Source organism: Gemmatimonadota bacterium, from assembly GCA_016712265.1.
GTDB lineage: Bacteria > Gemmatimonadota > Gemmatimonadetes > Gemmatimonadales > Gemmatimonadaceae > RBC101.
On record JADJRJ010000031.1, the window covers coordinates 987,916 to 1,002,382 of the forward strand.

General features: G+C 66.4%; 12 protein-coding genes. 7 read left to right on the forward strand and 5 right to left on the reverse strand.

The window, feature by feature from the left end; genetic code table 11:
* Positions 1–117: 117 nt before the first annotated feature.
* Both IPK85_25070 and IPK85_25075 read left to right on the forward strand, forming a co-directional pair.
* Positions 118–921, forward strand: coding sequence for a DUF72 domain-containing protein (locus IPK85_25070; GenBank protein MBK8250641.1), 804 nt, complete (start codon positions 118–120; stop codon positions 919–921).
* A gap of 30 nt (positions 922–951) precedes the next feature.
* Positions 952–1,665: an SURF1 family protein gene (locus IPK85_25075; protein MBK8250642.1), complete on the forward strand. Its 714-nt coding sequence runs from the start codon at positions 952–954 to the stop codon at positions 1,663–1,665.
* On the opposite strand, the gene IPK85_25080 is transcribed toward IPK85_25075, so the two are convergent.
* The gene (locus tag IPK85_25080) at positions 1,662–2,552 is read right to left on the reverse strand and encodes a DMT family transporter (protein MBK8250643.1); all 891 of its coding nucleotides are present in this window, start codon (positions 2,550–2,552) and stop codon (positions 1,662–1,664) included. The two genes, IPK85_25075 and IPK85_25080, sit on opposite strands and share 4 nt — an antisense overlap.
* A complete protein-coding gene (gene mgtE / locus IPK85_25085; GenBank protein ID MBK8250644.1) occupies positions 2,549–3,931 on the reverse strand; it encodes a magnesium transporter in 1,383 nt (460 codons plus the stop codon). Before mgtE ends, IPK85_25080 begins: the two co-directional genes overlap by 4 nt.
* 176 nt (positions 3,932–4,107) lie before the next feature.
* Here mgtE and IPK85_25090 point away from each other — a divergent pair, with 176 nt between their 5' ends.
* From IPK85_25090 to IPK85_25100, 3 genes are all read left to right on the forward strand, one after another.
* Positions 4,108–6,657: a carbohydrate binding family 9 domain-containing protein gene (locus IPK85_25090; GenBank protein MBK8250645.1), complete on the forward strand. Its 2,550-nt coding sequence runs from the start codon at positions 4,108–4,110 to the stop codon at positions 6,655–6,657.
* Between the two features lie 122 nt (positions 6,658–6,779).
* Positions 6,780–8,423 (forward strand): TldD/PmbA family protein, encoded by a 1,644-nt coding sequence (locus IPK85_25095; protein MBK8250646.1) that lies wholly within the window; start codon positions 6,780–6,782, stop codon positions 8,421–8,423.
* On the forward strand, positions 8,420–9,790 hold the full coding sequence (locus IPK85_25100; protein MBK8250647.1) for a TldD/PmbA family protein: 1,371 nt from the start codon (positions 8,420–8,422) through the stop codon (positions 9,788–9,790). Before IPK85_25095 ends, IPK85_25100 begins: the two co-directional genes overlap by 4 nt.
* Before the next feature lie 376 nt (positions 9,791–10,166).
* Here the strand turns inward: IPK85_25100 and IPK85_25105 are convergent, their stop codons facing one another.
* Together IPK85_25105 and IPK85_25110 are read right to left on the reverse strand one after the other, a co-directional pair.
* Positions 10,167–10,328 (reverse strand): hypothetical protein, encoded by a 162-nt coding sequence (locus tag IPK85_25105; GenBank protein ID MBK8250648.1) that lies wholly within the window; start codon positions 10,326–10,328, stop codon positions 10,167–10,169.
* A gap of 306 nt (positions 10,329–10,634) precedes the next feature.
* Entirely contained in the window at positions 10,635–11,393 is a 759-nt protein-coding gene (locus IPK85_25110; protein ID MBK8250649.1) for a hypothetical protein, read from the reverse strand.
* A 93-nt stretch (positions 11,394–11,486) separates the two neighbouring features.
* On the opposite strand from IPK85_25110, the gene IPK85_25115 reads away from it, so the two are divergent.
* Both IPK85_25115 and mutM read left to right on the forward strand, forming a co-directional pair.
* Positions 11,487–12,422, forward strand: coding sequence for an MBL fold metallo-hydrolase (locus IPK85_25115; protein MBK8250650.1), 936 nt, complete (start codon positions 11,487–11,489; stop codon positions 12,420–12,422).
* A complete protein-coding gene (mutM, locus tag IPK85_25120; GenBank protein MBK8250651.1) occupies positions 12,415–13,200 on the forward strand; it encodes a bifunctional DNA-formamidopyrimidine glycosylase/DNA-(apurinic or apyrimidinic site) lyase in 786 nt (261 codons plus the stop codon). Before IPK85_25115 ends, mutM begins: the two co-directional genes overlap by 8 nt.
* An 18-nt stretch (positions 13,201–13,218) precedes the next feature.
* Here the strand turns inward: mutM and IPK85_25125 are convergent, their stop codons facing one another.
* Complete coding sequence (locus IPK85_25125; protein ID MBK8250652.1) at positions 13,219–14,382, reverse strand: class I SAM-dependent rRNA methyltransferase; 1,164 nt, start codon at positions 14,380–14,382, stop codon at positions 13,219–13,221.
* Positions 14,383–14,467: the final 85 nt, after the last annotated feature.

Consider the following 14,467-nt stretch of genomic DNA (forward strand, 5'->3'; position numbering starts at 1 on the left):
GCTGGCATCTGGTAGCTGGCGCCAGCTTGGAGGGGCTGCGTGCCGGGACCTGGGGCTTGCGCTTGGGCAGGGGCGCGCGGACCATGGTCATCAGTCTGCCATCTCGCCCAACGACACGTGATTCGTCTCGGAACTCAAGGCTGGAACTACGACGCGTGGGTTGGCCCCTTTTATCCATCCGGTACACGTCCGGCTGACTACCTGCGCCACTACGCGAGGGCCTTCGATACCGTCGAGATCGACGCAACCTTCTACGCGGTTCCTTCGGCGGCGAGCGTACGTGGATGGCGCGCTCGGGTGCCCCACGGCTTCACCTTCGCGCTCAAGTTGCCCCAGGAGATCACGCACGTACGGCGCTTTCAGCAGGCGGCGGACATTCTGCAGGAGTTCTGCGACCGTGCCCGGGAGCTGGGTGACCAGCTCGGCCCCATCCTTATCCAGTGTGCGCCGTCGTTCGGCCCGTTGGAGCGTCCGGCGCTCGCCGAGTTCCTCCCACTGCTGGACCGGTCGCTCAAGTTCGCAATCGAGTTCCGGCACCGCGCGTGGATCACGGACGACGTATTGGAGCTGCTCCGGACGCACGGGGTCGCGCTGGCACTCTCCGACGCGCGATGGATCTCGCGAAAGGTGCTCCTGCAGCTCGTGGAGCGCCCCACGGCGGACTTCGCGTACCTGCGTTGGATGGGTCCGGACCGGGAGATCACCGACTACTCCCGCATCCAGGTTGACCGCGGCGCGGAGCTCGATGCCTGGGCCCGGGTGCTCCCTGGCCTCGTCGCGCGGGTCCGGACGGCCTATGGGTATGTCAACAATCACTTCGCCGGGCACAGCCCCGCCACCGTGCGGTCGCTGCAGGAACGAATGGGGCTCCCAGTCGTCGCCCCGGAATCGTTAGGCGAGCAGATCTCCCTGTTCGGCTGATATCATTCCGGCATGGCGACAACACGCCGTATGACCTGGCGGACCCGGGCCTTCGTCCTCACGGCACTCCTTGCGGCCGGGACCTTCGTGCGCCTCGGGTTCTGGCAGGTCGGGCGGCTCAATGAGACACGAGCCGCCAACGCGCAGCTCTTTTCGCGCCGCAATGCTGAGGCGTCCCCCCTGGAAGCGCTGCTGGCGACACCAGACAGCGCACGCTTTCGCGCCGTATCGCTCTCGGGTCGGTACGACTACGACCATCAGCTGATCTGGACGGCGCGCACCAGGTCGGGGGCACCGGGGGTGGTCTTCCTGACGCCGATGATTCCGGACGCTGGGGGGCCGGCGCTCCTGGTCCACCGGGGATGGGCGTACGCGGCGGACGGTATGCAGGTGAACGATTCGCTGTGGCGGGAGGGTGTGCAGGAACGGGTCGAGGGCTTCGCCGATGTCTTCTCGACGGGTGAAGGCCCCGTGCAGGTCCCCTCGGTGTCTCGCGGCATTCGGCGCCTCGACTTTGACTCGCTGCAGGCGATGATCCCGTATCCCATTGCGCGACTCATCGCCGTGCAACAGATCGGCGCGGGCATCCAGACCACGGTGGCGCACCCCTTCCGGCTCGAACGCCCGACGTTGAATGAGGGTCCGCATCGCGGGTATGCCCTGCAGTGGTTTGCCTTCGCCGGCATCACCATCCTTGGGACAGCGGCGGTGATCCTTCGGGAGCGGCAGCTCCAGGCGACCTAACGCACCTGACGCGCGTCGCCGAGCGAGAGCACCACGACGGCGGCCATGATCAGGGCGCCGCCGACGATCATCGGCAGGGTGATGGGTTGGCCGACCATGGCCGCCGCGAGCAGGGCGGCGAAGATGGGCTCCATGGTGGAGACGATGGACGTGCGCACCGGACCCAGGGTCCCCAGGCCCCGCAGGAAGAGCAGGAGTGCGAGCGCCGTCGATACAATGCCGGTGGCTATGGCCGCCCCCCACGCGCCGGGTGTGGCGTCGAGGGTGAGTTCGCCGCGAACCGGTGCGCCGACCAAAAAGACCAGGGAGACCCCGGCGGTGACGAGCCACGTGGCATGTAGTGCAGGCACTCCCACCATCACGCGGGACATGAGTGGGACGTAGATGGCGTAGACCATCGCGGCCCCGAGGCCGAGCGCCACGCCCCACGGGTCAAGGGCCTCGCGTCCCGGCCACCCGACGAGGCACGTCACGCCAATCAGCGAAAGCATCAGCGCGATCCCGCGCGCCACCGTGAGTCGCTCCGTCCCACGCCAGGCGGCGCCAAGGGTGATCCAGGCGGGGAACGTGTAGAACAGGGCGACGAGCGCGGCGGCGGGGATCCAGGCGAGTGCCGCGAGGGAGAGGACAGCGACCAGCGACTGGCCAACCGCGCCCAGCGCCATGATGCGGGCAGCCACGGCGCGACCTGGAGACAGGTGCGGGGCGCGCTGAACAAAGGGAGCAAGGACGACCGTCGCCGCGACGAAGCGGACGAGGAGGAAAAAGCTCAATGCCATTCCGTCGCGCGTCGCGACGATGGTCCAGATCGAGATGAGCGCGAACCCGAGTGCGGCGAGGGCCACGGCGCCCGCGGCACGACGTTCCGCGGGGGACCACCCCGTCATGCGACGCGCAGCAACGCGCGGGCAAGCGAGAAGTACACGACCAGCCCGGTTACGTCCACGAGGGATGCCACGAAGGGCGACGAGGCAATGGCGGGGTCGACGTTGAGGCGCTGGAAGCCTAACGGCAGCATGGCGCCGACCACCGCACCGACCACGACCACGCCCACGAGGGTGAGCGCGACGACGGCGGCGACATTGGTCTCGGTGCCCCAGAGCAACGCGCGCCCGAAGCCCAGGAGACCGAGGCAAGTGCCGAGCACGAGTCCTTGGCCCAGCTCCCGCGCGAGGATGCGCCACACATCGGACCCGTCCACGTCACCAACCGCGAGGGCCCGCGTGATGAGTGTCGCGCTCTGGGAGCCGGAGTTCCCGCCGGAGGAGATGATCAGCGGGATGAACACGGTGAGCGTGAGCACCGCGGCGAGGGTGCTTTCATAGTGCCGCATGGCGGTGCCGGTGAACATCTCGCCAATGAACAGGAAGACGAGCCATCCCACGCGCTTGCGGGCGACACTCCAGAAGCCGGCCTGGAAATAGGGCACCTCCAGCGGCTGAACGGCACCCTGCTTCTGCGCGTCCTCGGTCTGTTCTTCGACAATGGCGTCGATGACGTCGTCGACCGTGATGACCCCGATGATGCGGTCGAAGCCGTCGACCACGGGGACGGCGACGAGGTCGTACTCCGACGTGAATCGCGCGACATCCGCACGGTCCGCCGTGGCGGGCACCTTCACCACCTCGGTCCAGGCGATATCGGCGACCCGCGCATCATCTGGCGCGGCGACGAGCTCGCGCAGGGACAGCACGCCGGCGAGCGCCCCCCGTTCGTCGACCACATAGATCGCGTGCATGGCTTCCTTGCGCCCGCTGCGCGCGGCAGCGCGCACCACGGCGAGGGCGTCCTGGATGCTCAGGTCCTGCATCACCGCGACGAACTCAGTGGTCATCAGGCCGCCGGCGCTGTCGGGCTCGTATTGCAGGAGGCGCTCGGTCTCCTGGCGTGCCTCGTCCGAGAGGTCGTGGAGGATCTCGTCGGCCGTTTCTTCCTCGAGTTCCTCCAGGACATCGGCCCGTTCGTCCGGGGTCATCTCCGAGACCAGCGCAGCAGCCTGCGCGGGGCTCATCTCCTCCAGCAGGTCGATCCGGATCTCGTCGTCCAGGTACTCGACCACGTGGGCGGCGCGCGCGGGGCCAAGGACGCGGAGGAACTCGCCGAGTTTCTCGCGCGGCAACATCTCCGCAACATCTGCCAGGTCCTTCGGGTGCAACTCCTCGGTTTCTGCGGCAATGTCGCCCGGTGACTCCTCGAGCAGGGCGAGGATATCCGGGGCGAGGAGCGCCGCGAGTTCGCGGTCGTGGGAGCGCTGCGGTGGAGTCATGGGGCGCCTCGACTCAGGCGATGAAGCGTCGCGCGGGCGCGCACGCTGGCCGCGCAACTTACGGCTGTCGTCCCGGCTGAACAACGGGTTCCTCGGCTTCTACGGTTGTGTGACCCGCCGCCATCCAACCATCGACGGCGCTGTGGTGTCTCAGGGAGGCTTTCACCCTCGTGACAATGCGACGCCTCCTGTCCTTGACGCTTGTGGCCGCTGGTGCCGCAGGTCATGCCCAACAACTTGCCCCGACGTCCCCGCGGGCCCCGCGTGCGGTGGCCCCGTTCGTGACGGAAGCGGTGAAGGCGGGTACCGCGCCGGTGATCGATGGCCGGGATCGCGACGCGGTGTGGGCGCAGGCGCAGGTCCTGGATGCGTTCCGTCAGTTTGACCCGGTCGAGGACGCCGATCCGACGCTGCGGACGGAGGCGCGGTTCGCGTATGACGAGAAGAACCTCTATGTGCTCGTCCGCGCCTTTGACCCGCATCCCGACTCCATCATGGCGCTGCTCTCGCGCCGGGACGAGCGCACACAGTCTGACTACATCCGCGTCATGATCGACTCGTACCACGACCGGCGCACGGCGTACCAGTTCGTGGTCAATCCCGCCGGGGTGCAGCGTGACATCTACCTCTACAATGACGGTGAGCAGGACGAGACCTGGAATGCGGTCTGGGACGTGAAGACCGCGATCGACTCCCTCGGGTGGGTGGCGGAGTTTCGCATTCCCCTGAGCCAGCTGCGTTTCGCCCCGCGGGATGAACACACCTTCGGCGTGGGGGTGCAGCGTGAAGTGGCGCGGCTCAATGAGCGCAGCAGCTGGCCGTTGTACCGGCGGACCGCGTTCGGCATCGCCTCCCAACTCGGGGAAATCCGCGGGATCCGCGGGATCGGTGGGAACCGTCGCGTGGAACTGATGCCGTACTCGGTGCAGTCCAACGAGTCACGGGTCCGCGGAGCCGGCTGGGGGCGGACGCAACGATCAACTGCTGGCGCGGACCTCAAGCTGGGGATTTCGTCGAACCTGACCCTGGACGCAACGATCAATCCGGACTTTGGGCAGGTGGAGGCTGATCCCGCGGTGCTCAACCTCTCGGCCTTTGAGCAGTTCTTCGAGGAGCGGCGGCCGTTCTTCCTGGAGGGGACCGGGATCTTCTCGTTCGCCATTGACTGCAACGATGGCCAGTGCACGGGTCCCTTCTACTCCCGGCGGGTTGGGCGCGCGCCACAGACGGGCTTCCTCAGCCCGGACGCGAACGCGGTCCCGACGTCGAGCACGATCCTGGGAGCTGCCAAGCTGACCGGTCGCCTGTCGAACGGGATGTCCCTTGGTGTCATGAACGCCGTGACCGGACGTGAGGCGGTCGCCGATTCGTTGACGGTGGAGCCGCGCGCGAACTACTTCGTGGCGAGGATGCAGCAGGACCTGCGAGGCGGTCGCAGCGGCTTCGGGGCTATCGTGTCTGCCGCCAATCGCAGCCTGGATGCGCAAACGCGGGACTTTCTCCGCCGCGACGCCTACACCGCCGGCGTCGACTTCCGGCACCGGTTTGGCCCGGGCGACAACCTCCAGGTCTCCGGGCACGTGCTCGGCAGTGCCGTGCACGGGAGCGAGTCGGCGATCGCGCGGACACAACGGAGTGGGGTGCACTTCTATCAGCGCCCCGACGATGACATCGCCTACGACTCCACGCGCACCAGCCTCGGGGGGCTCAGCTCGGGGATCGGGATCAACAAGAGTGGTGGCGGCATTACGCGTTTTCACACCGGGCTGTGGTACAAGTCGCCTGGCCTGGAAGTGAACGACCTGGGGTACATGCAGAGCGCCAACAGCATGGGGCACTCGCTGTGGTTTGCGCTGGTGTTCCAGCAGCCGCGGGCGTTCTACCGGCGCTTGCAGGTGAACTTCAACCAGTGGAACTCGTTCTTTACCGACGGTGTCGCCAACGGCCGGGGTGGGAACATCAACCTGAACGGCCAGTTGAAGAACATGTGGTTCTTCTACGGCGGAGTGGGTGGCGAACTTGGGACGTACTGCGGTGCCTGCCTGCGCGGCGGCCCCGCATTGTTCGAGTTGCCTCGCATGTTCAGCTTCATGGGATTCGGCGGCGACCAGCGCAAGGCGGTCGTGCCAGAGTTCAACTTCAACTACAGTCGCGGCGACGTCGGGCGTTCCCACAACCTGGGATTGGGCCCCCGCGTGAATGTGCGCGTGGCGTCGAGATTCTCGGCCTCGCTGGGGGTGAACTACAATCGGAACGTGGACGACCGGCAGTGGATCGCGAACTACGGATCCATCGGGGCGGACACCACGAGGTACACCATCGCGCGCCTCGACCAGAAGACGGTCACGCTCACGTCGCGGGTGAACTGGACGGCGTCGCCAACGCTGTCGGTGCAGCTCTACGCGCAGCCTTTCGCCACCGGGGGGTCGTACACCGACTGGCGCCATGTGCGCGATCCGCGCAACCGCACCTACGACGCGCAATTCACGTCCTATGGTGACGGCGCGGCGCCCGAGGGATTCAACTTCAAGCAGTTTCGCTCCAACACGGTGGTGCGGTGGGAATACCGCCCGGGTTCCACGTTGTTCTTCGTGTGGCAGCAGGGGCGCACGCAGGACCATCTCGACCCGGGGTCGTTCCAGTTCGGGCGCGACTATCGCAACCTGTTCGATGCGCATCCGCAGAACACGTTCCTCATCAAGGCGAGCTACTGGATGGGATTGTAGCCGACGGTCGGCGGGTGGCCGCGTGCGGCGTGCGGTGAACCCAAGGGCGTGATTTCCGGTGGCTTCACTTCCGGCGGTCGCGCCCTGCTCCTATATTCGCGCAGACGCTTCAAAGGGACTGCGTGAGCTCCAGTCGTCGCACCTTCCTCAAGAACTCCTCGCGCGCCGCAGCCGCCATCGGCATCGCCGCGCACCTCCCTGCCCAGCACCTCACCACGGGTAACGGAGCCGCAATCACCGGTGGTCCCGGACCGATCGACCCCGGTGACCCGGTCCTTCGTGAGTTTGCGAAGGTGGCGCTGGACGAAGCGCGACGTGCCGGCGCCAGCTACGCCGACGTGCGGTTCTCCCGCAACCGGTCGCGCAACGTCTTCACCCGCGAACGGCGCGTCCAGGGGATTTCGGACAACGACACCTTCGGGTTCGGCGTTCGCGCGCTGGTCGAGGGGACCTGGGGATTCGCGGCATCGAGCAATGTGACCCGCGACGAAGTCGCGCGCGTTGCACGTCAGGCGGTCACGCAGGGGAAGGCCAACCGGGTCGCGCAGCTGCGTCCGGTACAGCTCGCGCCGGCGGACGCGACGCCCAATGGTGAGTGGAAGAGCCCGATTCAGGTGGATCCGTTCACCGTGGCGGTCGAAGACAAGATCGCTCTGCTGCTGGCAGCCAACGAGGCGGCGCTCAAGGTACGCGGTGCACGGTTCGTGAACTCCTCGATGTTCTTCCTTCGCGAGGAGAAGACCTTCGCGAACACCGATGGCACCTTCACGGCGCAGACGATTTACCGCGTCTCCACCGGCCTGAACATCACGGCGGTGTCGGCAGACAACCCGGATTTCCAGTCGCTGCAGTCGTATGAGACGCAGCCGATGGGGCTGGGCTACGAGTACGTGACCAACGCGAAGCTCGTCGAGAACGCGACCCGCTGGGCGGACCTGGCCGTGCAGAAGCTCTCGGCGAAGCCGGTGGATGTCGGGCGCTACGACCTCGTCCTGCACCCGTCACACCTGGGCCTCACGTTGCACGAGGCCATCGCGCATCCCACCGAGCTGGATCGGGCGTATGGCTTCGAGGCCAACTATGCCGGCACGAGTTTCGTCGCCCCGCCGGAGAAGGTCCTCGGCAAGTTTCGCTACGGCCCCGAGTTCATGAACGTGGTGGGTGACCGACACCAGGCGGGCTCGCTGTCGGCGGTTGGCTGGGACGATGAAGGGGTCAAGCCCGAGGAGTTCCACATCATCAAGGCGGGGCTCGTCAACGACTACCAGACCACGCGCGAACAGGCGATGTGGCTGGATTGGTGGTACAAGCAGCAGGGCCGCCCCACGCGGTCGCACGGTTGCTCGTACGCGCAGTCCTGGGCCGACGTGCAGTTCCAGCGCATGCCCAACGTGTCGTTACTTCCCGGTGAGAAGGACCTCTCGTTTGAGGACCTGATCGCGGCGACGGACCGCGGGATCGCCATCGTCGGCGATGGCTCGTTCTCGATCGATCAGCAGCGGTACAACGCCCAGTTTGGCGGGCAGCTGTTCTATGAGATTCGTGGCGGCAAGGTCGTCGGGATGCTCAAGGACGTGGCATACCAGATCCAGACGCCAGTCTTCTGGAACGCGATCGACATGATCGGTGGAAAGAGCAGCTACATGCTCTGGGGGGCGTTCGGGGACGGGAAGGGGCAGCCGGCCCAGTCGAACGCGATCTCGCATGGGTGCCCGCCAACGCGGCACCGCCAGATCAACGTCATCAACACGGGGCGGCAGGGATGAGCGACCTCCAGACGCTTCAGGGCGCGCGGGTGCTGTCGCGCGCCGAGGCCGAGTCGCTGGCCAAGCGCATTCTCGGATTCTCGCAGGCCGAGGCTGCGCGGGTGTCGATCAACTCGGGAAATCGCGGGAACACTCGGTTCGCGGTAAACCAGGTCTCGACGGGCGGCGACAACTTCAACACGTCGGTCACGATCCTGAGTTGGGTGGGGAGGCGCAGCGGTTCGGTGACGACCAACAAGCTGGATGACGCCGCGTTGCGCGAGGCGGTGCAGATGAGTGAGCGCATCGCGCGGTTGTCCCCCGAAGACCCGGAGGCGATGCCCGAGCTGGAGCCGCAGCAGTATGCGGCATACGACGGGTGGAGCGATGCCACGGCGGGACTCGATCCTTCCACGCGGGCGGCCGCGACGCGGGAGATCACCGAGGCCTCACGTCAGGCGGGGCTGGTTTCTACCGGCTACCTCGAGACCCAGGCCGGAGCGAGTGCCGTCGCGAACTCGAAGGGGCTGTTCGCGTACACGCGGCAGACGGGCCTCGCCTTCACCACGACGGTGCGAACCGAGGATGGGACGGGGTCTGGATGGGCGGGAACGGCATCCCATGACTGGACCCGCGTGAACCCTGGCGCGCTTGCTGCCCGTGCGATCGACAAGGCGAAGCGTTCCCAGAACCCTGTGGCCATCGAACCCGGACGATATACGGTCATCCTGGAACCCACCGCGGTGGGGAACCTCGTCCAGTTGATCAGCGGCGCGGTCAGCGCACGGAGCGCGGAAGAGGGCCGTTCGTTCTTCTCCAAGCAGGGCGGTGGGACAAAGGTCGGGCTCAAGGTGATCGACGAACGGGTGACGCTGACGAGTGATCCTGCCGATCCTGAAGCGTATGCGTCACCATTCTCTGGCGATGGACTCCCCAACCGGAAGACGACCTGGATCGAGAACGGTGTGGTCCGGAACCTCGCGTACGATCGTTATTGGGCATCGCGCAAGGGCGTCGAGGCGGTGTCGGCAGGGGGGACGCTGCGCATGAGCGGTGGCACCGCGACCATCGAGGAGTTGATTGCCTCGACACAGCGCGGCCTGCTAGTCACGCGCTTCTGGTATATCCGCGGGGTCGATCCGCGGACGATCCTCTACACCGGGCTTACGCGGGACGGCACGTTCCTCATCGAGAACGGGCGGATCACGCGAGCAGTGAAGAACCTGCGCTTCAATGAGTCGCCGATCTTCATGCTCAACAACCTGGAAGCGATGGGGCGGCCGGAGCGGGTGAGTGCCAGCGAATCGGGTGGTCCGGGAAGCGCTATTGTGGTTCCGCCAATAAAATGTCGCGAATTCAACTTTACGAGCTTGAGTGACGCAATATAGATTGTGGTGGTCTTATTGATGATCCTTGGTTCGTCAGGCACTGCACGCTGGTGCTGGAGGTTCACGGGACGCAATGAGACAAGCGGTTGGTTCGGGTAGTTTCGCAGAACAGCGCCGCAGTCTGGCGCGATCGAACAACCGGGTGAGCGATCATCCGGTTGCTGCCGACCACTCCACCGGGGGAATGGAACGGCAAAAACCACAGACCAGGAGATTTTCTCATGGCTGCCAAGAAGAAGACTGCGAAGAAGGCCACCAAGAAGAAGGCCGCGAAGAAGAAGAAGTAAGCGGTCAGTGGTCCCAACCAACAAAAAGGCCGACGCGAAGTTGCGTCGGCTTTTTTGTTTCCCGTTCGCTCGGCCGGGGACGGCCCTCGTCAGGCCGGCTGGGCAACCCCGGACGCCAGTCCCGGCTCTTCCTCTTGCTGGCCCCAGACGTAGGCCCAGAACCGCGGCTCCGGCTCGGGGAGGCTGCCACCCGAGATCACGATGCCCACGGGCTCGTCATCGATGTCGAAGGTCGTATTGAAGTGTTCCATGTCCCCTCACCCTGTATGTGGTTCACTGAGTGTCGCTGGAAAGACACCTATACCTACGCTCGACCCCGTGTTCCGGATGCGGGTGAAGGTCAGGCGCCAGACGACAAAAAAAACCGCAGCCGACGAGAACGGTTCGCCGGCTGCGGCTGCGGTGTTGAACCGCCTCTCAAGCAGACTACATCCAAGGCACAACCCGTGCCGAGATCAGGGTCGGGCCGGACCGCCTGAGCGCGTAACTTCTACGGCTGAAGCCGTTGCGAAGTGACACGGCCTTGAGTGGACAGCCGTGTCGGCCCGACACGGCTGTCAGGCGACGGCCTTCCGCGCAATGAACGAGTCGTGCGTCAGCTGGGAGACCGCCCAGCCATCGTAGCGCTGGACCATGTCCTCGCAGCTCACGGCTGACTGCCCGGCAACGAGCGTTCGGACGAGGTGAACGCCGCCGTCCAAGGTGGCGCTCTTGAGAATCTCGATCACCCGGATCCTCTCTTCCATGGAGAGACGCTCGAAGGCCGCAGGGGTAGACACCACGCAATGCAGGGGCTCGCGGGGGTACCACCGCTCCAGAGGCCCGTCCATACCATGGACGCGTGAGGCGAGCCCGACCTGTCCGGCGGCGGCAAGCACGCGGTCGACGGCGTCCGGGTCGTGTTCGACGGTTGTGACCTGGCAGCCGTGGGCGGTCAGGTACAGCGTGGTCGCCTCGTCCGGTGTCCCGACCACGAGCACGTTGGCGTTGGGGGTGGCGGGGGTCGCCTGGACCAGGGGGGCGTCGGCGGCCATGCCCCAGTGTTCGGGACGCCGGTACAGCTCCAGGAGCTTGAGCCGGCGTCGACGCCAGGTGGTAAACGAGGGCAGCCGAAGGCGGGCCCGGATGATGCGATCCACTTCGGCACAGAGGACGACCTCGCCGAGGAGGAGCTGCTCGCTGTCGCGCATAACCGCGACGGCTTCATCCCCGATGCGGAGGATCGCCGAACGCGGGATCGAGTCCTTATAGTTCTCGATCTCCTGCTCCACGTAGCATTCGTACTCGTGCTTGAGCGAACGCGTAAATCCGGTCATGCCCCTGCGCGATAGGCGTAGTCCCTAAATAAGGCCGTCTCGTCAGGCGCGCAAGTGTTAGGCACACCCTCGTCAGGCACTCGTCAGGCACCCATGGGGAAATCCTCGCTGGTTCGGATTCGCGAAGGCGTCGCCCTCGGCGACCTTCACTTCGAGGGACAGGTGGAGTCCGTCGCCACCTACCTCGTCGAGACCCGCGACGGCCTTGCCGTCGTCGACCCGGGACCTACCTCGTGTGCGGACGGCTTTCACGAAGCGCTCCGACGCTTTGGGGCTGAGCTCGGCGACGTCCGGCACGTCCTGTTGACGCACATTCACCTGGACCATGCCGGCTACACGGGGGCGCTGGCGAGGGCCGTGCCGCGCGCGACCGTGTACGTGCACGAGGTCGGTGCTCCGCACCTGGTGGACCCCACGCGCTTGCTCACGAGTGCGCGACGCATCTACGGCACGTATATGGACAGGCTCTGGGGAGAGTTCCTCCCGGTGCCGGCCGACCGCCTGCACGTCCTCGCCGGAGACGAGCGCCTCGCGCTGGGCGAAAGACGCTGGCGCGTGGCGGCGACGCCGGGGCATGCCATCCATCACCTCGCCTTCCTCGACGAACGGGAGGGGCTCGCCTGGACCGGGGACGTCGCCGGTGAAGCGACCCAGCATGGCACCCCGGCGCTGCCCGCGGCACCGCCGCCCGACATCGACCTCGAGGCCTGGCGTACCTCGCTCGACCTCCTGGAGGGGTGGCGCGCCGAGCAACTGCTGCTGACGCACTTTGGATCGGTGGCCGACCCGGCCGCTCACCTCAGTGAACTCTGGGGCCGGGTCGTCGATTGGGCCGAAAAGGTGCGGGTGTCACTCGATGAGCCTGGTACGGACGAGGAGCGCGCCGCACAGTTTGCGAATGCGGAGTGGGCGTTCCTGACGCGCGACCTCCCATCGGCGCAGGCTGCCTGGGTCCATCGCGCCACCATCGAGAGTTCGTGGCCTGGTCTCGCGCGGTACTGGCGCAAGCGGACGGCGGCGAGTGCCTGAGCTGCCGGAAGTCGAGGCGGCCTCGCGGGTCGCACGCCGCGCGGTCCGCGGACAAACGATCGCGAAGGTGGAGGTGCTGCACCCTGCGCAGCGACGGTCGTTGCCGAGGCGTGCGGCGCTCGCGCTCACGGGTGATCGCGTGACCAGCGTCGCCCGGCGGGCGAAGTACCAGGTGCTGCAACTGGCGAGTGGGCGGAGCCTCGTGGTGCACTTCCGTATGGCCGGGGACTGGGCCGTGCTGACGTGTGGGGACGCCGTGCCTCGATATAGTCGGGTGGTCCTGCGCTTCGCCTCTGGCGGTGCACTGGTCCTGGTTGATCCGCGCGCCCTGTGCACGGTCCAGCTCATTGAGGCCGGCGACCCTCAACTCCCTGACCTGGGTCCGGACGCGGATCGAGCAACCTTCACGGCGGCCTACCTCGCGGCGGCCCTTCGCGACCGGTCGACCGCCATCAAGCCGCTGCTGCTGCAGCAGTCGCTTGTGGCGGGCGTGGGGAACATCTACGCCAGCGAGGCGCTCTGGCACGCCCGCATCGATCCGAGGCGACCGGCGCGCGAGCTATCATCGGAGGAAATGAAGCGAGTGGTCGCGGGGGTCAAGCATGTCTTGCGGAGGGCCCTGTCAGATCCTGAGCGCTACTATCAGGACGGCGATGACTCGCAGCGCTTCTCCACCTACGATCGGGCGGGGCAGCCGTGTCGACGCTGCCGGGGGGCGATCCAGCGGGTCGTCCAGGCGGGGCGCAGCACCTACTGGTGCCCGAGCTGTCAGCGTTAGGCGCCGGCCCCGGTCGGGTCAATCCATGGCCTCGACCAACGCCCCCTTGAGGTAGCCGGTTTCCGGGATCGAGAGGATCTCCGGGTGGTCGAGCGGTTGGCCGGAGAGCTCTCGGAGGGCAATACGTCGTCCACTGTCCGCGGCAGCGCCCTCCAGCATCTCGAGGAAGCGCGGTTTGGTGAGGTGATAGCTGCAGCTGGCCGTGAACAGGAGCCCGCCCGGGGCCAGGAGTCGCATGGCGCGCAGGTTCACCTCGTGGTATCCACGCAAGGCGTTCCCGATGGCGCTGCGGTTCTTGGCGAAGGCTGGGGGGTCCACGACAATGGTGTCGAACCGCGTCCCGCCGCGCTCGGCCGTCCTGAGGTACTCGAAGGCATCGGCCTCGACAAACTCTATGGGGCTTCCCCTGTTGAGCGCGGCATTGGCGCGCGCACGCTCCAGGGCCTCCCGGGAGGTGTCCACGGCCGTTACGTGGTCGGCCCGCCGGGCGAGGTGCAACGCGAAGGAGCCGTGGTAGCTGAAGCAATCGAGGGCACGACCGCGGGACACCCGGGCGACACGCAATCGGTTGTCTCGCTGGTCCAGGAACGCCCCGGTCTTTTGTCCCGTCCATGGGGCGGCCAGGTACCGGACGTCTTCTTCGTGCACCTCGATTTCCTTGGGTACGTCGCCTCGCAGGAGCTCGGTGTTTCGCTGCAGGCCTTCACGCTCACGCACGGCCGCGTCATTGCGGGCCAGAATGCCCTGCGGGGCTGCCAGGGACTGCAAGCCCTCGATGATGGTGTCGCGCCACTGCTCAAGACCGGCCGACAAGAGCTGCACGACGAGCCAGCGGTCGTACCGGTCGCAGACCAACGACGGGAGGCCATCCCCCTCGCCATGAATCAACCGATATGCGTTCGCCACGGCCTCAAGTGGCCGACGGCGCTCGAGGGCACGGTGAATCCGTTCGTGCCACCACGTGGCATCGATTTGGGCTGTCGGGTCGCGATCCAGCAACCGCAACGAAATTTCTGATGTCGGACTCCATAGCGCCCACCCCAATGCCTGGTTCCTGACATCATGAACGGCGACGACGCCGGCGGGCCCGTCCGGTCGGGCGACCAGGTCGGAACGAAAAATCCAGGGGTGTCCCCCGTGCCACCGCAGGGCCCCTCGTGCACTTACTCGCGCAGCATCCATAGGTGCACAAGTTACAGAGTGAGTCGACGACCCGGATGAGCGCGTTCAAACCTGGGCCATGCTTGCGGCCGTTGCCTGCAGGCCA